The organism is Marinobacter salicampi, assembly GCF_011074795.1.
Lineage (GTDB): Bacteria > Pseudomonadota > Gammaproteobacteria > Pseudomonadales > Oleiphilaceae > Marinobacter > Marinobacter salicampi.
In genome coordinates, this window is the sequence record NZ_JAAMPF010000019.1 from 40,757 (window position 1) to 65,515 (window position 24,759).

Here is a 24,759-nt window from a genome sequence, read left to right on the forward strand (position 1 = left end):
CTAGTATTGCAAATGATAACAGTTAACATTTAGGATCTGGATGACCATATCGCTGAAAGGCATCGACGCCACGGACATAACCGTGCGGTCATTGCCAGGGAGAGCACATGTCATCTGCATCAGACCCGCAGGCTTCGGAGGCATACGAAGGCCTGAAACTGGCTGCCACAGCGCTGGGCGTGGTATTGATCCCGGTTGTGGTTGGCCTGCTTGCCAGCCTGTAGTCCTGGCGACTGGCGGGATTATTGAGTCTTTTCTCGCAAGGGTCGCTCAGAGTTCGGCACTGACCGTGTTCGGTGTACTGAAGAAGGTTGCGATCAACTCGTCCAGCGGAATGGGCCGGCTGTATTTGTAGCCCTGAAGGTAATCACAGCCCCTGGCATTCAGCCATTCCTCGTGGCCCGCATTTTCCACCCCTTCTGCTACCACCGACAGCCCCAGACCCCGGGCAAGCCCCAGGATGGACAGGGTAATGGCGCAGTCATCTTCATCATGGGGCAGGTCATGGATGAACGAACGGTCAATCTTCAGCTTGGAGAAGGGCAGGTGCTTGAGCCGTGACAAAGAGGAATACCCGGTGCCAAAGTCATCAATGGCCAACTCGGAGCCGCCGGCCACCAACTGGTCCAGAACGGTTTTCAATGCTCTTGAATCCCCCTGAATTGAATCCTCGGTCACCTCAAAATGCAGCTCTGACTGGGCAATGCCGTATTCGGCGCAGAGGTTGCTGACAAGGCTCGGCAGGACCGGGTCCAGTACCTGCTCTGAGGCCAGGTTGATGGTCATGACCGGCAGGCATATATCCCGCGCGGCCGCCATACTCCGGTCCCTGCACACCCTTCTCAGTACGCATTGGCCCAGCCCGAACATCAGGCCGGCGCTGCGTGCAACGTCGAGGAACTCCAGCGGCGATAGCCAGCCCTGCTCCGGGTGTTGCCATCTGACCAGTGCCTCAAGGCTGACAATATCCCCGGTCTTGGCGTCCAGTATGGGCTGGTAAAATACATCCAGGCCGTCTTTCTGAATGGTTGTCCTGAGCTGCCGTTCCAGGGCGAAGCGGGAGCGGGCGTTAGCATGGATGGAGGTATCGAATTCACAGGCCTGGGCCCGGCCCTGGTGCTTGGCGTGATACATGGCTGCTTCGGCACTGCGCAGCAGGGAATCGGCGCTATCGCCGTCGCCAGGGAAATGACAGATGCCCAGGCTCGCACTGACGCTCAGGGATTGGCCGCCGATGGTAATGGGCTGGCTGATGTCGGCAATGATTCTCTGGATAACAGTATCCAGCATCGTTCGGGAACTGTAGTTACGCAGGACCAGAGCGAACTCATCGCCACCGATCCGTGCCAGCTGGTCCTTGCCGGGAATGGACAGAGCCCGGAGACGATTGCCGGTTTCGGCAATAACCTGATCGCCAATCTGCGGGCCCATGCCATCATTGATCACTTTGAGCCGGTCAAGGTCGATCCAGACCACGGCAAAACTGCCATTCTCGCGCCGGGCAATCTTGCTCAGAAGGTAGTCAATGCGTGTCCGCAGGGATTGCAGGTTGGCCAGTCCCGTCAGGGAGTCGAAGTGGGTAATGTAATCCAGTTTCTGCTTCGATCTCAGCCATGCCTCATGGGTGTTGATCAGGCTTACGGTGTCGGAAATAGCGGTGATGAACGACAGCTCAGGCAGGGTCCAGACGCGCCGGTGCTTGGCCTCCAGGCAGACCACCCCACTGAGCGTGCCACCATCAAACACCGGGGCATCCAGCATTGACTGGACGCCAAGGGGCTTCAGGTAGTGTTCTGAAAAGGAGCTGGTGCGGGCATCGGTCTGGGCATCGCATGCCTCGATTACCCGGGCTGCCTTGATAGCCCTGAAGTAATCCGGGTGGTCGTTTTCGTTCAACTGGAACCTGGGCCAGGTGGTGGAGCTGGCTGTTTGCTCAAGCTCATGCATCATTTCACAGGAAAGCACAGTGCCATCGGTACTGAGCTGCCAGACGCTGACCCGTTCGATATCCAGCAGGGTGGCACACATCCGTGTCAGAGCGGCCAGTTTCTTGTCGCGGCGATCACGCATGAACGCCTGGCTGTGACTCAGGCGCATCAGGGCTTCATGAAAATCAATGAAGGTCTGGTTATCAGGCATGACCGAAATAATCCTCCATAGGTATGGATTAATAATGGCAACGGGAAACCTGTCTGTCCAACGGGTCCCATGGCCGGCAAGCATTGTCCGGCGGACCCAGTCATCGGGAGTCGTTGTCGGCCGCGGGCGCCAGCATAATCTCTTGCTCTTCGCTTATATGTAGCAATTTGTGTCTTGTGCAGCTTTCGCCCCTAAGATCGATTTTGCACTACTGCATACAAGTACGGATGACGAATACAGGAATTGGCGGTAATCTCAGCTCAGCAGGTTCGCACCCGCGTCCTCAACACTGGCTACTCACGTGCTCACCAGCTGTTCGTCCTGGATCCTGATCCTCCGCCAGTCGCTGACCCGCTGCACCAGCCCCCTTTTGGTTTTTTTCAGCCTGCTCACGGTCCTGGCAAGCTGGCAAGGCTACCCTCAAACCACCGTTCTCCAGGGTTTTGATAACTCCGGCAGCATCACAGGCGCCGAGCCCCTCGTCAGCCGAACTCCTGGCCGGGTTGTATATAGCCCCGGTTCCGCCGCGGCGGAAGCTGACGGAATGGATGATGGGCTGGGAAGCCCCCGTGGCCATGTTAGTGCGTGGAGCCGGGCCTCTACCCCATCAGTAGCGGCCTGTGGCTTCAACGCTTCCGATACCCCCCGTTTCGCCCATCAATCCCGGGCGCCGCCCGCCTTTGTCCTGGTCTAGGTCTGCTTTTGAGCGGCGGGTTCCGGCCCGCCTGTGACCGTGTAACGGCGTCCTGCGTCTGATGCAGGGGCCCACAAGGACAAGTGATGAGAAATCTACGAGTTAAGGCGCTGGCTTACGGCGCCATCATTCTTATGGGCCTGGCAGCTGCTCTGCCAAGCCTCATGCCTGGCTTTGCTGCAAAGCACTTTCCCCAGGCCTATGCTGACCACCGGGTGACCCTTGGGCTCGACCTGCGGGGTGGCTCGCACCTTCTGCTAGAGGCGGACATCAAAACCCTCGCTCGGGAACAGCACCTGAAGCTTGCTGAGGATCTGGTTCGCCAACTGCGCTCCGAAGGCGTGTCGACTTCACGGGTCAGGGAAGCTGATGGTCGGCTGCAGATCGAAGTGAGAAGCCCCCAGCGCATGGAGGAGGCTCGCAGCATGGCCCGGGAACTGCGGAATGAGCAGAGTCCGCCCTGGTTCGAGGTAACGGTCAACGGCAATACCCTTGAGCTGGAAACCACGAGCGCTTTCACCAAGGCCCTCACCAACGATGCCCTGGAACGCAGCCTGGAAGTGGTGCGCCGAAGGTTGGATGAGACCGGTGTGGTGGAACCCCTGATCTCCCGGCAGGGCAACCAGGGCATCCTGGTGCAGCTTCCGGGTATGGAAAACCCGGGCCATGTAAAGGAGCTGCTAGGCCGTACCGCCAGGCTGACCTTCCATCTGGTATTGAATGAGAGCAGCTCAGAAGCAGGCCTCCGGGTACCCGGAGCTGATGACGGACAGATCTACCGGGTCGCCAAAACACCTCTGCTGGATGGTGGCGACCTCACGGACGCCACCCTGGGCTTTGACCCGGATTCCGGTGAGGCGGTGGTCAATTTCCGGCTCAACAACTCCGGTGCCGAGCGCTTCGCTTCGGTAACCCGGGATAATGTCGGGGTGCCGTTTGCCGTGGTTCTCGATGGCGAGGTGGTCACCGCTCCGGTGATACGGAGCCCGATTCTCGGCGGCGCCGGCCAGATCAGTGGCGGCTTCTCGGTAGCCGAGGCCCAGGATCTGTCTCTGCTGCTCAGGGCCGGCGCCTTGCCGGCCCCCCTGAGTGTGGTGGAAGAGCGCACCGTGGGCCCCGACCTTGGCAGCGATGCCATACAGATGGGTGTGACCACAGGCCTGGTGGGCGCCGCACTGGTGCTCGCCTTCATGGTTTTTGCCTACGGCCGCTGGGGGATGATCGCCAACGTCGCACTCATGGTGAACGCAGGACTGGTTGTGGGCGTGCTGGCGAGTCTTGGCGCAACCCTGACCTTGCCTGGCATGGCCGGTCTTATCCTGAGCATCGGCATGGCGGTGGACGCCAACATCCTCATCAACGAGCGCATCCGAGAGGAGGTGCGACGGGGTGTCAGCGCCCGTTACGCACTGCATACCGGCTTCCAGCGAGCCTTCAGCACCATCCTCGATTCTAACGTCACCACCCTGATCGCGGTCAGCCTGCTGTTCCTGTTCGGCACCGGCCCGGTGCGCGGGTTTGCCGTTGCCATCGCAGTCGGTCTGGTAGTGTCGATGTTCACCTCGATTTCCGTCACACGCCTGCTGATGGAATGGCGGGTCTCGGCGCTTGGCAAGCGTCAGCTTATGCCGGAGAGCCGGTGGCTCAGGTGGCTCACGCCCGCCAAACCGATCCGGTTCATGAATGTGCGCGGCCGCGGCCTGATCCTGTCACTGATTCTGTCAGCGGTCGCCATCGGCCTCCTGGTCCAGCCCGGCGTCAAACAGGGGATCGACTTCCAGGGTGGTATTCTCATGGAGGTCAGGGCAGATTCGTCGCTGTCCCTGGATACGGTCCGCAGTAGTCTTGAGGCCGGCACCATTGAAGATGTTTCGGTCAAACCGATTGGTGAAGACGGCAGCTTCCTTCTGAGACTGTCATCGGAGGCCGGTGCCGGTCAGGACGCGGGAAAGGTGGAGGAAATCCGCTCGGTCATCAGTGCAATTGCCCCCGAGGCAGACTTCCCGAGAGTGGAGGTAGTAGGGCCGAGCGTCAGCAGCCAGTTTATCGACATCAGTATTCTTGCGGTTCTGCTGGCCGGCCTGGGCATGTTTGTCTACCTCTGGTTCAGGTTTGAGCGCCACTTTGCCGTGGGTGCCATGCTGACCCTGGCGCTGGACCTGACCAAAACCCTGGGCTTTTTCGTGCTCGCCGGCGTTGAATTCAACCTGACCGCCGTGGCCGCGCTGCTGGCACTGATCGGCTACTCCATCAACGATAAAGTGGTGGTTTTCGATCGCATACGGGAAAACCTGAAGCGGACCCCCGACATGGCCCTGGAAGACCTGATAAACGAGAGCCTGAACTCGACACTGACGCGCACGCTGTTCACCTCAGTAACCACCTTTCTGGCGATATTGCCCATGGGCATTGCTGGCGGTGAGGCGGTCGCCAGCTTCGCGTTGCCCATGCTGTTCGGCATTGTGGTTGGCACCAGTTCCTCCATGTACATCGCGGCGCCGGTGGTCATGATGCTGGGCAGACGGGCCATGGAACGCAAAGCGACGGCACAAAATGAACTGGAGCTGAGCGGGGATGCCGGCCTGTTCCTGCGGGAGGACCGGCCCTGAGTCCTGGGCTCAGGGTATGGCGCTAGCTACCTGGCAATAACGGGTTCGCAGCAGTTCAGGGCGAGAGGCTGTGCCAGGGCGCAGCCTCTTCCAGTTCGTAGGCCAGTTCCAGTAACAGCCTCTCCTGACCGTGGCCGGCCATGAATTGAACGCCCAATGGCAGGTTATGTCGGTCAAATCCCATGGGCAGAGAAATGGCAGGGGCACCGGTGGCATTGGCCAGGGGGGTGAAGCTGACATAACGGGTCAGGCGCTCGAACAGGGTGTCGAAGGGTAGGGTGGGGTTCAGATAACCCAGCTTTGGGGTGGTATGACCCAGAACAGGGGTCAGGACCACGTCAACACCGGTCATGGCCCTGGCGTAATCCTGGCTACTGCGTCGCAGTCGCCAGAGGGCTGCGGGTAGCCTGTGAAGTTTCTTGCGGAACATGCGGTCAAGGCCATGGGTCAACGGGTCGACCCTGCGGCGGTCGAAACCCGGGTCGATGGCACGTTTGCCCATGGTCTTCACGGCAAAGGCCAGCATGCCCCAATAAAGTGCGAAGTCATCCGGGAAACTTCTGGCCACCGGAACTGCCATGGGGAAAACGCTGTGACCCATGGACTCAAGCAGATGGGCGGTGGCTGTTACTGCCGCGCGGGTATCCTCATCGGTCGGGTTGCCGGTGATGGAGTCTTCGACCAGGCCGATTCTCAGGCGGGCCCTGGCCGGTGCCCGAACGTCACCTATCGGGGGCAGGTCGGGGTTATGGTAGCTTTGCTCGGCTCCCAGGAAGAAGCGGGCCGTGTCCCGAACCGAGCGGGTCAGTACCCCTTCGCCAATGATCCTGACCGGTAGCGACCGGGCAGCTTCACTGTCCACCAGACGACCGCGGCTGGGTTTAAGGCCCACAAGGCCGCAGCAGGCGGCGGGTATCCGGATCGAGCCACCGCCATCGTTGGCATGGGCAATGGGAACCACGCCAGCGGCCACCAGAGCCGCGGATCCGCCCGATGACGCGCCGGCAGAATAATCAGTATGCCAGGGGTTGGCCGTTGCCGGTCCGTGCACAGGTTCAGTTGAGGCGTTGAAACCGAATTCCGGCAGGGTGCTTTTGCCAAGACACACAAAACCCTGGGCCAGGTATTGTTTGACGAAAAACCCATCGTCGGGCTGGGTTGCTGAAGGTACGGCCAGCGACCCGTGCCGCGTCGGCAGGCCAGCGACGTGACTGTTGTCTTTCACCAGGGTGGGTACGCCCGCAAACATACCGGTCTGTCTGGTCGGGCCCTTCGCCAACGCCTGTTCAAAATTGTCCGTTGCGATGCCGTGCAGTGCCGGTTCCACCTGCCGGGCGCGCACGACAGCCGCTTCTGTGACTTCACGGATGCCAAGTTTGCCCCGTTTGATGAGATCCGCCAGAGCAGTGGCGTCGTGATTAGCCAGGGCATCGTTCTGGAAGGCGTTAACAGCGGGAGCAGAGCGTTTAGGTGGCATCGGTCGTCCATTGGTGAGGTGTCTCGGGGCACTTTACCTCAGTTGCCTGCCGGTCGGAATGTCAGATCGGGAAGGCTGATCCGGGGTCTTGCAGAGCAAAAACGGTGAGGTGAAATTGCCTCTACTCGGTATCTACCTATACGCAGGTTCCGCAATTTTAATTAGGTTGCGATGATGTCTGACCACCCAAGTTATCAACTGGAGCCGGCGAAAGTCCGTTCCCAGTTCCTGCGTCTTTTGCCCATCTCCCTGTTCGTCGTGGCGTTTGGTGCTGCCTTTGGCTTGGCTGCGGTCCAGAAAGGGCTTGCGCCGCTGGAGGCGACCCTGATGAGCGTGGTGGTGTTCGCCGGGGCCTCCCAGTTTGCCACCCTGGAGATGTGGGGTAACGAAGTTGCCCTGTTGCCCCTGATGGCGGTTGTGTTTGCCATCAACTCCCGGCACCTCCTGATGGGGGCCTCGCTCTTCCCGATGTTACGGGAACTGCCGCCATTTAAGCGCTACGGCATCCTTGTGGTTCTGACCGATGCCAACTGGGCCATAGCGGCGCAGGACTACCAGAATGGCAGGCGCAATCTGGAGGTGATCCTCGGTGGTGGCCTGGTGCTCTGGTTTGCCTGGCTCGTTGGTACCCTGCTTGGGGTGTATTTCGGTGGGCTACTACAGGAACCCAGGAGCCTGGGGCTGGACATGGTGCTGGGCTGTTTCCTGCTCGCCATGGCCCTGGGTGGCAGGAAAACGCCCCGGGTGCTGGTGGCCTGGGTGGTGTCAGGAGGCGCCGCCATGGCCGCCTATTGGTGGCTCCCGGCCCATACCCATGTGGTGGTCGGCGCCCTGGCAGGCGGCATAGTTGGTTTCTTCTGGCTGGAGCCAAAACCCCATGGCCATTGAAACCACGACCACTGGCATTCTGCTGATCATCGCCATCATGGCGCTGGTGACCCTGGCCACGCGCTTTGGCGGCACCTTCCTGATGTCGTTCGTGACCATCAGTCCCAGGGTCGAGGGCTTCATCAATGCCATGGCCAGTTCGGTGCTTATTGCCATCCTGACTCCCATGGCCTTCGATGGCGATATTGGTGCCCGAGCGGCCCTCGGTACCACCGCGCTGGTGATGCTGGCGACTCGCAAACCCCTGCCGGCCATTGCCGCCGGCATTCTCGCCGCCGCCCTTTCCCGCTACCTTTTCTGACCGGGTCTTGTGGAAGACTGGTGGGGCCTGAAGGACGTTCCGGCCGATCAGGCGGCGTTCTTGCGAGCCGTTTTGATCACATCGTAGGCGTTACTGATTTCCCGGGTTTTGGCTTCTGCCATCTCTCGCATGCTCTCAGGCAGGCCCCGGCCGGCAAGTTTGTCGGGGTGATTTTCGCTCATCAGTTTGCGATAGGTCTTCTTGAGCTCTGTATCGCTGGCATCAGGCGGAACGCCGAGAATCTTGTAGGCATCGGCAAGTTCTGACCCGGTTGCCTGACGTGCGCCACCTGCAGAGCCTGCACCCCCCGCATGGGCACCTCGGAGCATGGCCTCAAGCTGGTCCACCTGGCTTTCAGGCAGACCAAGCCCCCGGGCTACCCTCACCAGCATGTCGTGCTCTGCCGGGTGGACCTGGCCGTCCGCCGCAACAGCGGATACCTGCACCTGGAGAAACATCTGCAACAGGGCCGGCTGGCCCCGGCTGACTTTCAGGAATTTGGCAAGTTCAGCATCAAGGTCGAAATCATCGGACTTGCCGCGGCCAAAGGCTGCCTTGGCGATTTCCCGTTGCTGGCCAGACAGGCGGAATCGGTCGAAGAAGGCTTCTGCCACCCGGATCTCATTCTCGCTCACGACCCCATCGGCTTTACACAGGGCGCCCATGACCGCAAACACCGACTCCAGGAAACCCGACTGGATGTTTTGCAGCCCCTGTCGTACACGGCTCTTGAGTACCTTCAGGGCAACCACGGCGAGGAAAGCGCCCACCAGAAAGCCCGGAATGCGGCCGAACTGGAACCCGATCAAACCGCCGATAATGACTGCTAACAACATGTTGTCTTCCTGCGTAGTGGACCCTTTCGGCTGGCATCATAACGTTTTTGGCAAAACCTTGCCCACTACACCAGCCGGTACTTGTATCAGTGCGTTCGTGCAACCGCTCTGCCCGGTTCCAGACCAGCCATGGCCGGCAGCACGTCAGGCCAAGGGACCAGGCGCCCTTTCAGGTGGCGGGGGAAAGGTCAAACCGTTCGATTACCTCATAGAGGGAACCGGCGGGCCCGGGGTTACTTCGGAACAGGCTGGCACAGGCCACCTCAAAGACAGGCGACCGGTAGTCTTCATGCCGTGCAAGAAAACTCTTCACAGTCCCAGGCGATAGCTCAGGGCTGTTACGGCTAAAGCGGGCAAGGGTGACGTGGGGCTGGTAAGGGCGTGTATCTGGCGCCAGGCCAAGGGCGCTCAGTCTATGTTCAACTTCCTTTTGCAACCCGATCAGTGAAGCCGCCGGTTTGGCGCCAAGCCAGAGGGCCCTGGGTTTATGCACCGGTCCAAAGTAGCCCAAGCCCTGCAACGATAGGCTGAAGGCCGCTGTTTCCAGAGCGTTCATGTAGCTGTTGATTTGCTCGGTCAGCTCTGCGTCGGCATTACCGATAAAGCAGAGGGTCAGGTGGAGCTGTTGTGCGGATTGCCAGCGGGCACCGGGAATCTCCTCCCGCAGGGCCAACAACTGCTGTAGGATTATCCGCGGCAATTCAAGCCCGATGAATAGACGCTGCATGGGTGCTCCCTGCTGATGCTGGCGGCATGAAAGTGGCTATATAAAGTGCCGGTGCAAAGCGACCGACCTTAACGTGGGGCCATTTGCTTTAAATAACGTATAACAAACCTCGGCTGCAATGGCTTTCAGTTCCAGCCGGGCAAATAACGAAAACAGCTGGAGAAGTGAGCATGATCGGATATGTAACGCTCGGTGTAAGCGATATGGCGAAGGCCAAAGCGTTTTATAGTGAGTTGCTGTCTGGCCTGGGGGCCAAGGTTCTGCTGGATATGGAGCGGATTACATTTATCGGCAAAAACATGGGTTCGCCCATGCTGGCCATTTGCATCCCTTTCGACAAACAGCCCAATCATCCCGGCAATGGCAATATGGTCGCCCTTAACCCAGGCTCAAAAGAAGCGGTTGACTCGCTTTACCACAAGGCCCTGGAATTGGGTGCCACCTGCGATGGTGAGCCTGGCCAGCGGATTCCCAACCAGTTCTACGGTGCCTACATAAGGGATCAGGACGGCAACAAGGTGGCTTTCTTCCACTTCGGCTAAGCCCGGGTCAGCTACAGAAAGGGGGAAACTGGTAGAATCGCCGGCACCGCAACTCGGCTTCGCAGTGGGGAAGCTGGGCGGTGTAGCTTGCGGCTTTGGCAGCGACCCGGCGGGCCACCTTCTGTACGCTGGGTTTGTTTCGAAAGGAGCCGCGCAGGTAACCCGTACGGCCTTCGTGGTAGGCCAGGTACAGGTGGTGGGCGTTGGTGGGAGCTATGTCGAGACCTTCCAGGCTCTTGTGGTTATACCAGCCGATAAAATCGAGAGCGTGCTGCATCTGGGTGCGCTGGGCGTAGAGCCCGCCGGCCTCCTTCATATAGTCGGCCCAGGCCGGGTCCAGCGCCTGGGCGTAGCCGTAGGCTGTCGATGGCCGAGCCCAGGGGATCAGGCCAAAGAGCCGGGTGCGGGGCGGCCGGACATGGCTGCGGAACGATGACTCGTAGTGAACAAAGGCCATCTGTATCGGAATGGGTATGCCCCAGCGCTGCTCGGAGGCGCGGGCATAGTCGTACCAGTCCGGGTGGTCGCTGAAAATTTCACAGATGTCGTTCTGGTTCTGTGGTGGCGCTGGCACCAGTATCTCAAAACCACCGATCAGCCATGCCAGGAGCATGATAAAAACCACAGGAAGCACCCGATGCCTAAGCCGGTTTTTCAGCACCAGTCTGTCCATCAGACGGCCCAGGCTGTGGCGAGCCCGGTTACCAGTGACAGGGCAATGGGCACAACCAGTCGGGCAGCAAGCTGCCGGGTACCTATGCCAGCGGCAATGCCGACCTTGACCAGGTTATTGACCGAGGCCGCGATGACGATCCCGATAATCGCAGTCTGGGCAGTTATGTCCGTTTGTGACATGCGGGTCAGGGACAGGGTGATGGCATCGACATCGGCAATGCCGGAGGTGGCGGCCAACATGTAGATGCCGACATTGCCCAGCCAGTCCCGAAGCAGTTCACCGAACAGGAAGATCATGGTCAGAAGCACCCCGAACACAAGGGCCGATTTAAGGTCCAGGGGGTTCTGTTTCAGCTCTGGCTGTTTGAACTCAATGTGCTTGCGGTCCCGGCGCCAAAGGAGCATCGCTGGCAGGTAAAGGGTCAGCGCCATGACCAGCACTGGCGCCCACAGGGTCGCAATCAGGTTGGGATTGATTAGTGCGCAATAGACCAGTATGCGTGGGAAGATCGTACCGGCGGCAAGCAGTATGCCGGATCCCAGAATCGGGCTGAGCTCCGGCGCGGCCCTGGACTGGCGGGCAAAATGCAGGGTCAGGGCGGTTGACGAGGTTATGCCGGCAAACAGGCTGGTGAACAACAGGCCTTTTTCAGTGCCGCCCACCTTGATGGCGAAATAACCCACGAACGAAACCGAGGCGATCAGAACCACCAGCCACCAGATTTCATAAGGGTTGAGCGCGCCACCTGGCCCCATGTCCTGGTCCGGTAGAATCGGCAGCATCACCACCGAGATCAGCAGCAGTTTGAGCCCCGCATCCAGTTCATGGGCCTCAAGCCGGTTCATCAGCCCGTGTATTTCCTGCTTGTTATCCAGAATGATGGCGGTGACCACAGCCGCCGTGGTGGCGACCATAAGGCTCGTGGACACGGCAATAGCGCCAAAACAGAAGGTGAGCAGCAACCCAATGATGCCGGTGATGCTGTAGTCCTGCACATTGCTGGTCCGCGCCCGGTACGCAATCAGGCATACGCCGATAAGCCCTATGAACATGGCCGGGAAAGCCCAATTGGTCATATCCCGGGTAAGCAGGGCTGAGATCCCCCCCAGCAGCCCGACCAGGGCATGGGTGCGAATGCCTGCGATACGCTCACCGGGCTTCTTGTGTCGGGCGCCCCAGCCCCGTTCGAGGCCAATGAGCGCGCCCAGTAACAGGGCCACGGTCAACCCGACCACATCAGGATTGTTCTCGATCAGAGCACTGGTGACGTCATCCATTGTTGTTTTGCGGGTCCTCTGTTGTTTCCGGTTTGTCCTGTCAGTCTATGAACACCGTCCCGGCTAATCCAGCACTGCCACGGATTTGACCTGAACCCAGACCTTCCGACCCGGTGCCAGTTCAAGACGGTCTACCGAGCGACGGGTCAGGCGGGCCAGCAATGGTCGCGGGTTCAAATCCAGCCGGACCAGCGCATTGGACGGATGACCCCCGGGAGCGATCTCCTTCACCGTTGCCGGCAGCAGGTTCAGTATGCTTTGGTCGTCATGCCTTGATGAGGCGAGGCTGACATCCCGGGCCAGAACACGAAGCCTTACCGTTGTACCCTCGGGCAGGCCGTTATCCCTTACCCAGAGTCCGCCACCTTCGAATTCAGCACGGCACAGGTGCCACTTGCTTTCCCGGTAACCGATGATGGCATCCAGTATCACCCCCGGGTCGTCATTATCACGGTTGGCCAGGTCCATGCGGGCGGTCACATCGGTGAGGTTACCGACCGCCGTTACTTCGCCCCGGTTCATCATCACCACGTGGTCGGCAATCCGGGCCAGTTCGTCAGGCGAGTGGGTAACATAAAGCACCGGAATCGCCAGTTCACCGTGAAGACGCTCCAGGTAGGGCAGAATGTCGCGCCGGCTGGCATGATCAAGGGCCGACAGGGGTTCGTCCATCAGCAGCAGCCTGGGGCTGGTTAGCAGGGCCCGGGCGATGGCTACGCGCTGGCGCTCGCCTCCGGAGAGCCTGTGGGGCCGGCGTGTGAGCATATGTTCGATGCCGAGCCACTCGGTCGCCTGGGCCATGGTCACCAGGCGCTCTGGTTTCGCTACCCGGCTGAAGCCGTAGTCCAGGTTCTGCTGCACGGTCAGATGGGGAAACAGGCTGGTTTCCTGGAACACATAGGCCAGGGGTCGGTGGTGAACCGGCCTGTGTTCATTGCCTCGCAGCCAGACATCGCCATTAATGATGACTTCGCCCTCTGCAGCGTCCAGGCCTGCAACACAGCGCAGCAGAGTGGTCTTGCCACAGCCTGAAGGGCCAAACACGGCCGTAACACCCTGCCCGGGCAGGGCCAGGTCCACATCCAGAGTGAAGCCGGGGAGCGACTTTCTGATTTTTATGGCCAGGCCGGATTCCTGGTCAGCCTGGGTCATAAAGCTCTCCGGTTGTTGAGGCGGCCATTGATCAGGTACAGGCTGACCAGCACCACAAAGGAAAAGCCCAGCATGCCTGCGGCCAGGGCATGGGCCTTATCGTATTCCAGGGTTTCCACATGGTCATAGATGGCGACGGAAATCACCCGCGTCTCGCCGGGAATGTTGCCGCCGATCATTAGTACGACCCCGAACTCGCCAATGGTATGGGCAAAGGACAGCACCGCAGCGGTCAGGAAGCCGGAGCGCGCAAGGGGTACAGCGATGGTAAAGAAACTGTCCCACGCCGATGCCCGCAGGGTCGCGGCAACCTCTAGCATACGGCTGCTGACCGCTTCAAAGGCGTTCTGGAGGGGTTGCACGGTGAATGGCAGAGACGACAGAACCGAGGCAAATACCAGGCCCTCAAAGGTGAAGGGTAGGGTGCCCAGCCCCAGCGAAGTGGTCAGTTCGCCGAGGGGCCCATCCGGCCCCAGCAGTACCAGCAGGTAGAAACCCAGCACCGTGGGCGGAAGCACCAGGGGCAGGGCTACAATGGCGGCGATGGGCTGGCGTAGCCAGTGCCGGCTGCGGGCCAGCCACCAGGCAATGGGGGTGCCAACCACCATGAGAATCAGGGTTGTGACGGTCGCCAGCTTGAGTGTCAGCCAGACCGCTTGCCATTCGGTATCCATCGATGCTGTGTTTCCATAACGTCAGGGCGTCGTTACTGTGCCATAACCGTGCTGTTCAATCAGCTCAAGCGCCTCGGGTTGTTGCAGGAATTCAAGCCAGTCCCGGGCGGCTTCGTTGTCCTGGCCCCGCATCAGCAATACCGCCTGTTGGTAGATCGGCTCATAGTAGTGCTCGGGAACGGGCCAGTAGCTGCCGTTCTGCGTGTCTTCGTCGCTCAGTTGGGCGAGGGCAACCAGGCCTGCATCGGTGTTGCGGGTAGCGGCAAACTGGAACGCCTGGGCGATGGATTCACCCCGAACCAGACGCTTTTGCACCTGGTCGATAATGCCAAGCTGTTCAAGCAGGTCCCGGGCCGCGCGGCCGTAGGGTGCCGTTTTCGGGTTGGCGATGGCCAGCCGACGGAAGTCCTGCTGCATCAGCCAAGCCTCACCCTCTTCGAAGCGGCCTGCAACCGGGCTCCACAATACCAGTTTGCCCTCGGCATAGGTGAAGCGCGAACCAGGCAGGGCATGACCCTCGGCCTCTGCCCGGGCGGGGCGCTCCTCATCGGCGGCGAGAAATGCATCGAAGGGCGCGCCATGGGCTATCTGAGCGTAGAGCTTGCCGGTGGAGCCAAAACTGAAGGTTATGGTATGGCCTGTCTGTGCTTCGAAGCGCTGGGCCAGGGCTTCCGCGGTTGCAGAAAAGTTGGAGGCTACCGCTACCAGCGCCTCGGCTGCCCGGGCCGGGGCGGCTTGCAGGGCAACGACCAGGAGCATGACCATGAGCCAGGGCTGGGTTCCGGTCAGGGCTGTCACCTGGGAGGCCTCCTGATGGCGTTGGTAAATAGGGTTTGCTCCTCACGAGAGCGTGTTCCCCGAGAACGCTTATTCCTCGAGAATATAGGCGGTTTTCTCGAGGCTGCTTTCATCTTCATCCACAAAGCGGAACAGGTTCCAGCCGATCCTGACCAGGTCATGACTGTTCAGGCGCTGGCGGTCCTGTATCCGCACGTCATTGATAAAGGTGCCATTGGTGCTATCCCGGTCGTTTATGTAGTAATCCACCGTATCGTTAAGATAGGAGTTGACCACTGCCTCGATCAGGGCATGACGGCTGCTGACCGACAGCTCGTCAATGCAGATATCGTTGTCCGGATGACGTCCGACCCGTGTTTGAGGGCCGGTGAGTTCAAAGGTATGAACCACCACATTGTCTACCAGTTGGGAAAGTGCCGCCATAGGTATCTCCTGTGAGACAGTAATGCGAGAGGAAGGGACTCAGCCCTGGACCAGAACGATGGACACATTGTCCGCCGCCTGATTATCAAGGCTCTGTTCAAGTAAGTTCCGGGCCCTGGCTTCCAGTGAACCGGGGCTGTCATTCAAAAGATCACGCCATTCACTGTCTGGCACAGCGTCGGTAAGGCCATCGGAGCACAGCAGCAGACAGTCGCCCGGAGCCAGCTCGAAATAACCGAAGCTGGCGGTGACGTCGGACGACGAGCCCAGGGCCCGGGTCAGCACATTGCGGAACGGCACCCGGGGTGCTTCCGCTGCGGTGATGCTGCCATCGTCCACCATGTTCTGGACCACGGTGTCGTCACGGGTCTTGAGCTCGACAGGTCCACTGCCCGGAACCCGATAACAGCGCGAATCCCCCAGGTGAGCCACATGCACCCGGTGACCCAGTACCCAGGCCAGCACAACCGTGGTGCCCATTTTGCTCAACGAGCTGTCCCGGTTCTGGGCGCGGGCTATGCTGTCGCTCGCCCTGTCGATGGCCTGCTGGATCAGCTCTTCCACCGAGACGGCGTCCAGCGCTGAATTCACCAGGGCAGGTTCAAGCACTTCCAGCAGGGCATCCACTGCAAGCTGGCTGGCTATCCCGCCACCCTCATAGCCGCCCATGCCATCGGCTACAATCGCCAGGGCGGCTTCACCATCATCGCTTACACGGCAGGCGATAGCGTCCTGGTTGGTGGCCCGCTTGGTGCCGGTATCGGTCACCCCGGTTGCTGACAGAGCCATTATGAAGCCTCCTTGCTGGTGTGACGGGCGGCGGCCCGACGCAACGCCTGGGCCATCTCGCCGGCGCTGGCAAACCGCTTGCCGGGCTCCCGCTGAATGGCCTTGTTGATAATCCGCACCGCAGCGTCGGGAACGTCCGGCTGGAACTCCCGCACACTGCGTGGCCGCTTGTTCAGTACCTGGTAGGTCAGGTTTGCCAGGGAATCGCCCTGGAACGGCGTCTGCCCTGATAACAGACGGTAAAGGGTGACGCCCAGGCTGTAAATGTCCGAGGCCCCGGTAACCTTCTGGCCCTTGAGCTGCTCCGGTGACATATACAACGGGCTGCCCATGATGCTGCCGGTTCGGGTGGCGGAGTCGTCGGTGATTCTGGCGATGCCGAAATCGGTAATCTTCATGTCGCCGGACTTCGGGTTAAAGATGATATTGCCGGGCTTGATGTCCCGGTGAACGATCTTCTGGCTGTGGGCATAGTCCAGCGCTTCCGCGACCCGGGCCATCAGGTCCAGCACAACCGGCAAAGGCAGCAGGCCTTTCGGTTTACTGAATGCGCTGAGGGGTTTGCCACTGGCGTAGTCCATGGCGATAAACGCCAGGTCGGCCTCCTCGCCCACGTCATACACCGTCACAATGTCAGGGTGATTCAGGCGCCCGGCCGCTTCGGCCTCCCGGAAAAAGCGGGCCTTGAGGTCGGCAAGCTCCGCGCCTTCGAACTGGCTGTAGCTGAAGGTCTTGATGGCCACGGTACGGGCGATGCGGGGGTCTTTGCCCAGGTAAACCACACCCATGGCGCCGCGGCCCAGTTCCCGCTCGACCTGATAGCGCCCGAGGGTCGGCTTGCTGACTTTCTGGTCCGGCATCACCAGGGTGCGGGTAGCCTCAAGGGAGACCGTACCGCTGTCGGAATAATGGGTAGTGACCTGTTCGACGCTCGCCAGGCGTTCCTTCACATCGCGGAAGTTTCTGGAGCTGGCAATTATCTGGTGGTAGGTACGGGCGGCCGCTTCGTAGTTGCGCTTGCGCTCAAGGGCGATGGCAATGTCGTATTGTAGGTCGAGGATGTCATCGTCCGCAGGGCACTGGGCCAGAGCCGCCAGGGCGCCGTCTGACTCACCTTTTTGCAGCAGCAAGCGCGCCAGCTGATAGCGGGCGTCCAGCACATTGTTCTCAAGCGCCTGGATCTGACGGTAAGGCCGCAGCCAGAACAGCATGATGACAAAGCCCGCCCCAAGGAAGGTGATCACCGGCCCCAGCGGCAGCCAGGTCTGGCGATACAACAGCAGCACCGACTGGCCAATAAACATGGCAGCGATCAGTAGAACAGTAACCAGGCTTGCCATGGGTGTGGTCATGGCCGGCACAAGCGCTACAAGAAAAAGCGCGCTGAGCCCCAGGCAGGCTATCAGGGCGTGCAGTGCCCAGGAGGGCACCTGTATGGCTTTGGCTGACAGCAGGGCAGAGAACTGCTCAGCAGTCAGCCCTGAACTTGAGGCCGATGCCGAGGTGACCAGGTCGTAGAGGGAGCGGTCAAGCTGCCCGAGGCCAGACAAATCCGGCCCCACAGGCAGGATGGCAAGACCAACCACCAGGGCGAAGGCCACAACCAGCGAGCGCAGGCTGAACAGGCGTGACAGCAGATAGAAAATAGCCCTTACTCCACAACAGGATACATAGCCGGATGCCGCTCAGTGTAGGAAGACCCGGAGCAAGCGGCACAGGATGTTTTGTGGCTTTTTGTAAGGACTTGTACGCCTCGGTTATTTACCCGGCGGAGCGTCGTTTCCTGAGCTCCTGTATGGCGATCACGGTAAGGGTAATGACAGTCAGCGGCAGCACAAAGTAAAGCATTGCGACGCCAAAGCCTTCCAGGGAGTCGTGGTGGGAAGCCGCCATGATCAGGTAAAGGGTGTAAGCCCCATAGTAGGCCAGCAGTACCACACCCTCCGCCCGGCTGATGATGCCGCCGGTAAAGAAAATGGGCAGGCAGGCCAGGGCGACCGCGATCATGACCGGCATGTCGAAACCGAGCACAGCCGGGCTGACGGCAATACCGCCAGGGGCGATGATGCTGGCGATGCCCAGTACGCCCATCAGGTTGAAGATATTGCTGCCCACCACGTTACCCACGGCTATGTCCCGCTCGCCCCGAAGGGCAGCAATCAGGGAGGTAACCACTTCTGGAAGGGATGTGCCGGCCGCAACGATGGTCAGCCCGACCACCAGTTCGCTGACTCCCAGGTGCTTGGCAAAGGCCACCGCACTGTCCACCAGCCAGCCGGACCCAACAACCAGCAGCACCAGGCCGCCAGCAATGAAAGCCAGGTTCTTGGCCAGGCTGTTCTTACTGTCGGGAATGGCATCCGGCACGCCATCGGCCCGGTTCTGGGCAGCGGTTTCCTGGCCCTGGCGCCGGCTCTGCATGATCAGGAAAGTAACGTAGGTTACCAGGCCCAACACCAGGATCAGACCGTCGATCCAGCCCAGAGCGCCGTCCAGCGACAGCAGCAGGACCAGTACCGAGAGCCCGATCATCAGCGGCACGTCAACGCGCACCAACTGCTGCGAAACAATCAGTGGCACAATCAGCGCTGCCATGCCCAGGATGAACAGAACGTTGAAGATGTTGCTGCCAATGACGTTACCCAGGGCGATACCGGCCTGACCTGACAGCGAGGATTCGATGCTGACAGCCAGCTCCGGAGAGCTGGTGCCAAAGGCGACCACAGTAAGGCCAACCACCAGGGGTGCAATACCAAAGGCGCTCGCCAGACGAGACGCGCCCCGAACCAGAACTTCCGCGCCTACAATCAGGAAAACCAGCCCGATCACGAACAGGAGGATGGCCATAGAACTATTCCCTCAGTGCCTTTTGGGCATCAAAATGTTGCCCGGCCCCTGGGGGCTTCCTAGCGAAGAATGACCAGGGGTTTCTGTGCTGTCTGGAGCATGGTAGTGGTCGTACTTCCCACCAGGAACTGCCGGATTCTGGAGTGCCCGTAGGCCCCCATGACAAGCACGTCAATATCATGCTCTTCCTGGTATTCATGCAAGGCTTTTTCGACGTCGCCGGCGCGAATGGCGAGGGTAACGTCGATGCCCAGGCCGTTCAGCATTTTCTCAGCCCGTTTCAGTTGCTCCCAGCGATCGCTGGTGTCCGGGCCAATCATCACCAGGTGCAGGGGCATGTCCCGGAAAACTGGCGTGCCGGCCAGTAACTCGATGCCTTTGAAAGCGGTGGCACTGCCATCGAACGCCAGCATGGCGCTCTTCGGCGCCGCGTAGTCGTCCGGTACCAGCAGAATGGGACGATTAACGCTGCGGATGACGGTTTCCAGCTGGCTGCCAATATGAACCTCCCGCTCGGAGCTGCTTTCGCCATGCAGGCCCATGACCAGAAGCCGGGTCTGACTTTCCAGTGCCAGCAGGGATTCGGTCAGGTCACCGTGGCGCTGGCGTTTGACGATGTCCGTAACGCCGGCCTGGCGGACCCTCTGTTCAGCCTCGTCAAGCATGTGATGGCCGTGCTCGAGAGCCAGCTTGCTGCGCTTCTGGTCCAGTTCCGCCAGCTCTTCAAGCAGCTTCTCACGGCTGCCAAGGCCGATGTTGCCGGTGAGGTTGGGGTCCGCCGGATAGCGCTCCTCGTCCAGCACGTGCAGGAGCAACAGCGGTGTTTCCATGCGGTGACTTGCCCACGCCGCATAGTCGCAAATAGCTGAGGAGGCTTGCGAGCCATCAATACAGGCTACTACTCGTAACATCTCAACCTCGCTTTCGGTGTCTTGTTGTTTATGGGTCCGATCGAAAGTGTCTTTTCCTACGTGTGATCCAGTCATATCAGTGGCCCATCAGCTGGTCAACGGCGTCGGGTTTATCATGGACGCCGAACCTGTCCACGATAGTCGCACTGGCTTTGTTCAGGCCAATCACTTCAACCTCGGAGCCTTCCCGGCGGAACTTGATCACCGCCTTGTCCAGGGCGCCGACGGCCGTTATGTCCCAGAAATGGGCGCGACTGAGGTCAATGACGACATTGTCGACAGCTTCCTTGAAGTCGAAGGAGGCCGTGAACTTCTCCGAGGAGCTGAAGAACACCTGGCCGACCACGTTGTAGGTGCGAGTGTCGGTGTTTTCATCGTATTCGGACGTGACCAGCATGAAGTGTCCAACCTTGTTGGCAAAAAACAGGGCCGCAAGCAGAACACCGGCCAATACACCGTAAGCGAGGTTGTGGGTGGCGACCACCACCACGACAGTGACCACCATCACGATATTAGTCGACATCGGGTGCTGCTTCAGGTTTTTGATCGAACCCCAGCTGAAGGTACCGATGGCAACCATGATCATCACTGCCACCAGGGCGGCCATGGGAATCTGCACCAGCCAGTTGTCCAGTACCAGTACCATGAGAATCAGAAACACGCCTGCAGCCAGGGTGGACAGACGCGTCCGGCCCCCGGACTTGATGTTGATGATGGACTGGCCAATCATCGCACAGCCGGCCATACCCCCAAGCAGGCCGGAGCCAATGTTGGCGATGCCCTGACCGCGGCATTCCCTGTTACGGTCGCTGGGGGTGTCGGTGAGGTCGTCAACAATGGTCGCCGTCATCATGGACTCGAGAAGACCCACCACTGCCAGGCCGACAGCGTATGGCAGGATGATCATCAGGGTGTCCAGGTTCAACGGCACGTCGGGCCAGAGGAAAATAGGCAGCGTGTCGGGCAGTTGGCCCATGTCACCCACGGTGCGTATATCGATGTTGTAGAACATGGCGACCGCCGTCAGCACTACGATGCAGACCAGCGGCGAAGGCAGGATACGGCCAACCACCGGCAGGTAAGGGAAGAGGTAGATGATGCCGAGGCCGGCTGCTGTCATGGCGTACACATGCCAGGTCACGTTGGTCAGTTCGGGCAGCTGCGCCATGAAAATGAGAATGGCCAGGGCGTTAACAAAGCCGGTCACCACCGAGCGGGAGACGAACCGCATGAGGCCGCCCAGCTTCAGGTAGCCGGCAGCAATCTGCAGGACGCCGGTCAGCAGCGTTGCCGCCAGCAGGTATTCCAGCCCATGTTCTTTTACCAGGGTGACCATGAGCAGCGCCATGGCCCCGGTGGCCGCCGAGATCATGCCTGGCCGTCCGCCGACAAACGCGATCACCACGCAGATACAGAACGAGGCGTAAAGCCCGACCTTCGGGTCGACTCCTGCGATGATGGAAAACGCGATGGCCTCCGGTATCAGTGCCAAGGCCACCACTATGCCCGCCAGGAGGTCGCCACGTATGTTGGATAACCAGTTCGTTTTTAAAGCATTAATCATGTGCACGAGTCCGTGAAGAATTAGAGATCGGTTTGATTATTAAACGGTGTCGCTTTACCAGGGAGATCCTGGCTATAGGACGGCCCAGCGCCGGTCACTTGCTCAGGTTACCTGTACAAGGCGTGCTGTCTGGATCGGCCGGAGGCGCGCGATGCGGAGCGCAAGGGAGCCCGGAGAGGGAACGCTAGGGTGGAGTCAACTGGTTGCTGCTGCTCATGAGGTTACGGGCTCAGTCAGGGTTTCAGAAAGTCGCTGAAATCAGGGCGGCGAAGTCTACCAGAACCGCGGAAGGAACGTAACCACCGGTTAGTTCGGGCGAGGGTGTTCCGGGGCTGGGCGGGTAGGGCGGAGCCCCTGCACAGGTTGGAAGGCGGTGGTCTTAGCCATAGGGGTAAAGGCAAAAGCCGTTTTGATATAGTAGCCTGACTGTAAGAACAAGGACTGGTCCCGGCCAGACAACGCAAGGAGAGAACGATGGACAGAAAAATCAAGGTTGGCGCGCCCCTGGTAATACTCCACGGGGATGAAATGGCGCAGGTGGCGTTCGAGCAGATCCTGGACAGGTTTGTACTCTCCCGCCTGGACATCCAGCTCAAGGAGATTGACCTGTCTGCGGAAAATCGCCTGCTGACTAACGGCCAGGCGGTGACCGACGCGATCGAAGCCTTGCGGGAGCACGGGGTGGGCGTCAAGAACGCCGGCATGACCGTCAATCGGCAGCAGCTGGATGAACTGCTCCAGAAACATCCGGATGTGAACAGCAGGAAACTGGATCCACTGGCGATCAAATCCCCCAACGGTGCCATACGTAAGGGCATCGGCGGCAACATTACCCGGGAAGACATCGAGTTCCGTAACCTGAACATCCGCCGGCCGGAGTGGATCGGCCGCGACATCGAAGTGGACACCATGGACCGGGGCGGCATCAAGAACAGTTTTAACCAGCTGTCCACCGCCACGGGCGTCGTCAAACTGATGTTCGTGGGTAGCAGTGGCGATCCCGAGGAGTTGCACCGGCGCGAGATCAGGAAAGACGACCCCCTGTTGCTGGCAACCAATGACATCGACGATGTCAAAGTCTGGGCCCATAACTTCTTCCAACGCGCGATTAATGAGAAGCGGGACATCTACCTGGGCCTGAAGGACACCGTGATCCCCGGCTACGACGGCGCCATGCGGGCGATCATCGAGGATATCTACAAGGCTGAGTACCAGGCGACCGTCGAAGACATGGGTCTTCAGTTCCACTATGAGCTGATTGATGCCCAGGCCGCGCGTATTGTTTCCAACCCGCCGGAAAGGGCGCTCTGGGGTGTGCCGGACAACACCACCGGCCGCAAACTGTTCAAGCTGATTAACCAGCTCAAGGAATACGGCATTCCCAACCGTGCCGCCCATGTGTCCATTTCAAGGATGAGCGCCGGGGGAGGGGACCAGTACGGCAGCTTCAACATGGCCGCGGACGAAGACGGCATCCTGAAGGTAATTGTCGACGGCGTTGAAAAGCACGCCCGCCACGTGAAGCAGGGCGACCCCATCTTGCTGATGTCCAATGATCGTACCGCGATCAAGGACTGGGTCAGCCAGGTGTTCCGGGACGCCTCCCGCAAGGACAAAGAGGTCTACTTTGGCCTCAAGCGGGAATACATGGAATACGACGAGGTCTTCAGCAACGTGATCACCGAAGTGCGCCGGGAACTGGCCCAGAATCACACGCCGCCGCCGTCATTCATGATCATGCGCCCGTCCAGCCAGCTGAAAAAGATGATTACCGACCCACCCCGGAACGCGCTTTACCCGTCCCAGAATCTGGACGGCGACATCTTTTCCGATATTTCCGCCGCCCTGGGTGGAAGCCTGGCCACCGCCAGCTCCATTATCGAAAGCAACGCCGGCATCATGCTGTTCGAGGCACCCCACGGCACCGCCCACGACCTCTACCAGAAATACCTGGAGAGCAATGGCAAGGAGGCCCACTTCAACCCGTCCGCCCTGGTGTTTGCCCTGGCCAATGCACTGGAAACCCTCGGGGAGCGTGAAGAGAACGTGCCCCTGGCTGACTATGCGGCCGCGCTCAAGGAAGCGCTAAAAAGTACCGTCGGCGACGGTATTGTGACGGCTGACCTCAAGGGCAAGACCACCAGCCCTGACACCGAACAGATGGTGGATATGTATGGCTTCCTGGATGCCATGGCAGAACGCCTGCCGTCGTGAAGCTGCCGGGTTTTGTCCGGGAGAACCCGGCCCTGGCCGCCTTTGCGTTTCTGGCAACGGCGACGTCCGGGTTCGGGCAGACATTCTTTTTCTCGGTTTTTGGCAGCGGCATACGAGCCACCTTCGATCTGGCCAACAGTAGTTATGGCCTGACCTATGGCCTGGCGACGCTGGTATCCGCCGGGGTCCTGCTGAAACTGGGCCCTCTGGCTGATCGCTGGTCGCTGACCGCCATCACCACTCTCGCGGTCGGCCTGCTTGCCACCGGGTGCCTGCTGATCGGCCTCGCGCCCCACTGGACACTGCTGATTCCGGGCTTCCTTCTCGCCCGCCTGGGCGGCCAGGCTATGCTGTCCCACCTGGGCATGACCGTGGCCGGACGCTACTTCGTCCATAGCCGGGGCAAGATCATGGCCCTGACAGCGGCGGGGTTTCCGGTGGCCGAGGCCATACTGCCGGCCACAGCGGGGTTGATACTGGTGTGGGGCGGCTGGCGACTGCCCTGGTTTATCGCCGTGGCCGTGTTGCTCTTCGCGGCCTTGCCCGCCTTGTTCCTACTGGCCCGCAATGCTGCCCACCCATTGCAGATGAAGACACCTGCCGGCTCAGCTCCCATTACCGGCCATACCCGGGCCCAGGTGCTGCGGGACCGGGGTTTCTACCGGTTGCTCCCCGCCGCACTCGCGGTGCCGTTTACGGTGACAGCGCTGCTGTTTCACCAGGCCGCCATTGCGGATCTTCGGGACTGGCCCCCCGAAAGGGTTGCCCTGGCCTTTACCGGCTTTGCTGCTGGCCATTTGCTGAGCCTGCTTTTCGCCGGCTCCCTGGTGGACAGGTTAGGGGCCCAGCGAGCCCTTGCCCTGGGGCTGACGCCAATATTCAGTGGCCTGCTGGTCCTAGCCTTCACCGACCAGTCCTGGACACCTTACCTCTACCTGGCACTGACCGGTGTAAGCCTGGGCTGCACAGGCGCGGCCGCCGGCGCCATCTGGCCCGAGCGCTATGGGATCAAGCATATCGGGGCCATACGCTCCGTGGCCCAGGCAGCCATGGTCCTGTCCACGGCCCTCTCACCGGTTTTCATCGGCGCCATGCTTGACGCGGGTGCCTCGCCCTGGCTCATTGCCAGTAGCCTGGCGGTGCTGGTTGGCTTCAGTGCTTTATTGGTGACTACTGTTCGAACACCGAGGTCAGCGGCGTAACAGGTGGATTACAGGCATA

General features: G+C 60.2%; 21 protein-coding genes. 6 read left to right on the top strand and 15 right to left on the bottom strand.

Annotated features, from left to right (window positions below):
* Positions 1 to 270: 270 nt before the first annotated feature.
* Positions 271 to 2,139, bottom strand: a complete 1,869-nt coding sequence (locus G7W63_RS12595; protein WP_166258496.1) for a putative bifunctional diguanylate cyclase/phosphodiesterase — start codon at positions 2,137 to 2,139, stop codon at positions 271 to 273.
* Between the two features lie 780 nt (positions 2,140 to 2,919).
* Here G7W63_RS12595 and secD point away from each other — a divergent pair.
* On the top strand, positions 2,920 to 5,442 hold the full coding sequence (secD, locus tag G7W63_RS12600; protein WP_166258499.1) for a protein translocase subunit SecD: 2,523 nt from the start codon (positions 2,920 to 2,922) through the stop codon (positions 5,440 to 5,442).
* 55 nt (positions 5,443 to 5,497) lie between these two features.
* Here the strand turns inward: secD and G7W63_RS12605 are convergent, their stop codons facing one another.
* Positions 5,498 to 6,919 carry an amidase gene (locus G7W63_RS12605; RefSeq protein ID WP_166258502.1) on the bottom strand — a complete coding sequence of 474 codons (1,422 nt, stop codon included), beginning with the start codon at positions 6,917 to 6,919 and terminating at the stop codon, positions 5,498 to 5,500.
* A 171-nt stretch (positions 6,920 to 7,090) separates the two neighbouring features.
* Between G7W63_RS12605 and G7W63_RS12610 the strand changes: the two genes are divergently transcribed.
* Both G7W63_RS12610 and G7W63_RS12615 read left to right on the top strand, forming a co-directional pair.
* On the top strand, positions 7,091 to 7,807 hold the full coding sequence (locus tag G7W63_RS12610; protein ID WP_166258505.1) for an AzlC family ABC transporter permease: 717 nt from the start codon (positions 7,091 to 7,093) through the stop codon (positions 7,805 to 7,807).
* The gene (locus G7W63_RS12615) at positions 7,797 to 8,108 is read left to right on the top strand and encodes an AzlD family protein (protein ID WP_166258509.1); all 312 of its coding nucleotides are present in this window, start codon (positions 7,797 to 7,799) and stop codon (positions 8,106 to 8,108) included. The genes G7W63_RS12610 and G7W63_RS12615 overlap by 11 nt, the downstream gene beginning before the upstream one ends.
* Before the next feature lie 47 nt (positions 8,109 to 8,155).
* On the opposite strand, the gene djlA is transcribed toward G7W63_RS12615, so the two are convergent.
* Positions 8,156 to 8,944 carry a co-chaperone DjlA gene (gene djlA, locus G7W63_RS12620; protein ID WP_166258512.1) on the bottom strand — a complete coding sequence of 263 codons (789 nt, stop codon included), beginning with the start codon at positions 8,942 to 8,944 and terminating at the stop codon, positions 8,156 to 8,158.
* A 169-nt stretch (positions 8,945 to 9,113) separates the two neighbouring features.
* Positions 9,114 to 9,671: an RNA 2',3'-cyclic phosphodiesterase gene (thpR, locus tag G7W63_RS12625; protein ID WP_166258515.1), complete on the bottom strand. Its 558-nt coding sequence runs from the start codon at positions 9,669 to 9,671 to the stop codon at positions 9,114 to 9,116.
* Positions 9,672 to 9,841: 170 nt separating this feature from the next.
* Between thpR and G7W63_RS12630 the strand changes: the two genes are divergently transcribed.
* Positions 9,842 to 10,213: a VOC family protein gene (locus tag G7W63_RS12630; protein ID WP_166258518.1), complete on the top strand. Its 372-nt coding sequence runs from the start codon at positions 9,842 to 9,844 to the stop codon at positions 10,211 to 10,213.
* 7 nt (positions 10,214 to 10,220) lie between these two features.
* On the opposite strand, the gene G7W63_RS12635 is transcribed toward G7W63_RS12630, so the two are convergent.
* The 11 genes from G7W63_RS12635 to G7W63_RS12685 form a co-directional block, all read right to left on the bottom strand.
* Complete coding sequence (locus G7W63_RS12635; protein ID WP_207308949.1) at positions 10,221 to 10,886, bottom strand: transglycosylase SLT domain-containing protein; 666 nt, start codon at positions 10,884 to 10,886, stop codon at positions 10,221 to 10,223.
* Entirely contained in the window at positions 10,886 to 12,166 is a 1,281-nt protein-coding gene (locus G7W63_RS12640) for an MgtC/SapB family protein (RefSeq protein ID WP_166258521.1), read from the bottom strand. Before G7W63_RS12640 ends, G7W63_RS12635 begins: the two co-directional genes overlap by 1 nt.
* A gap of 63 nt (positions 12,167 to 12,229) precedes the next feature.
* Positions 12,230 to 13,318: a molybdenum ABC transporter ATP-binding protein gene (gene modC, locus G7W63_RS12645; RefSeq protein WP_166258524.1), complete on the bottom strand. Its 1,089-nt coding sequence runs from the start codon at positions 13,316 to 13,318 to the stop codon at positions 12,230 to 12,232.
* Positions 13,315 to 13,992 carry a molybdate ABC transporter permease subunit gene (gene modB / locus G7W63_RS12650; RefSeq protein WP_166258527.1) on the bottom strand — a complete coding sequence of 226 codons (678 nt, stop codon included), beginning with the start codon at positions 13,990 to 13,992 and terminating at the stop codon, positions 13,315 to 13,317. Before modB ends, modC begins: the two co-directional genes overlap by 4 nt.
* A gap of 21 nt (positions 13,993 to 14,013) precedes the next feature.
* Positions 14,014 to 14,790, bottom strand: coding sequence for a molybdate ABC transporter substrate-binding protein (gene modA / locus G7W63_RS12655; RefSeq protein ID WP_242634414.1), 777 nt, complete (start codon positions 14,788 to 14,790; stop codon positions 14,014 to 14,016).
* Between the two features lie 69 nt (positions 14,791 to 14,859).
* Positions 14,860 to 15,213 carry an FHA domain-containing protein gene (locus G7W63_RS12660; protein ID WP_166258530.1) on the bottom strand — a complete coding sequence of 118 codons (354 nt, stop codon included), beginning with the start codon at positions 15,211 to 15,213 and terminating at the stop codon, positions 14,860 to 14,862.
* Between the two features lie 39 nt (positions 15,214 to 15,252).
* The gene (locus G7W63_RS12665) at positions 15,253 to 16,002 is read right to left on the bottom strand and encodes a PP2C family protein-serine/threonine phosphatase (RefSeq protein WP_166258533.1); all 750 of its coding nucleotides are present in this window, start codon (positions 16,000 to 16,002) and stop codon (positions 15,253 to 15,255) included.
* Positions 16,002 to 17,603 carry a serine/threonine-protein kinase gene (locus G7W63_RS12670; RefSeq protein ID WP_242634415.1) on the bottom strand — a complete coding sequence of 534 codons (1,602 nt, stop codon included), beginning with the start codon at positions 17,601 to 17,603 and terminating at the stop codon, positions 16,002 to 16,004. Before G7W63_RS12670 ends, G7W63_RS12665 begins: the two co-directional genes overlap by 1 nt.
* 160 nt (positions 17,604 to 17,763) lie before the next feature.
* On the bottom strand, positions 17,764 to 18,849 hold the full coding sequence (locus G7W63_RS12675) for a calcium/sodium antiporter (protein WP_166258536.1): 1,086 nt from the start codon (positions 18,847 to 18,849) through the stop codon (positions 17,764 to 17,766).
* Between the two features lie 59 nt (positions 18,850 to 18,908).
* Positions 18,909 to 19,760: a universal stress protein gene (locus G7W63_RS12680; protein WP_166258651.1), complete on the bottom strand. Its 852-nt coding sequence runs from the start codon at positions 19,758 to 19,760 to the stop codon at positions 18,909 to 18,911.
* A gap of 76 nt (positions 19,761 to 19,836) precedes the next feature.
* Positions 19,837 to 21,324, bottom strand: a complete 1,488-nt coding sequence (locus G7W63_RS12685; RefSeq protein WP_166258539.1) for a SulP family inorganic anion transporter — start codon at positions 21,322 to 21,324, stop codon at positions 19,837 to 19,839.
* Between the two features lie 474 nt (positions 21,325 to 21,798).
* Between G7W63_RS12685 and G7W63_RS12690 the strand changes: the two genes are divergently transcribed.
* The gene (locus G7W63_RS12690; protein WP_166258541.1) at positions 21,799 to 23,538 is read left to right on the top strand and encodes an isocitrate/isopropylmalate family dehydrogenase; all 1,740 of its coding nucleotides are present in this window, start codon (positions 21,799 to 21,801) and stop codon (positions 23,536 to 23,538) included.
* Positions 23,535 to 24,740 carry an MFS transporter gene (locus G7W63_RS12695; protein WP_207308950.1) on the top strand — a complete coding sequence of 402 codons (1,206 nt, stop codon included), beginning with the start codon at positions 23,535 to 23,537 and terminating at the stop codon, positions 24,738 to 24,740. Before G7W63_RS12690 ends, G7W63_RS12695 begins: the two co-directional genes overlap by 4 nt.
* Positions 24,741 to 24,759: the final 19 nt, after the last annotated feature.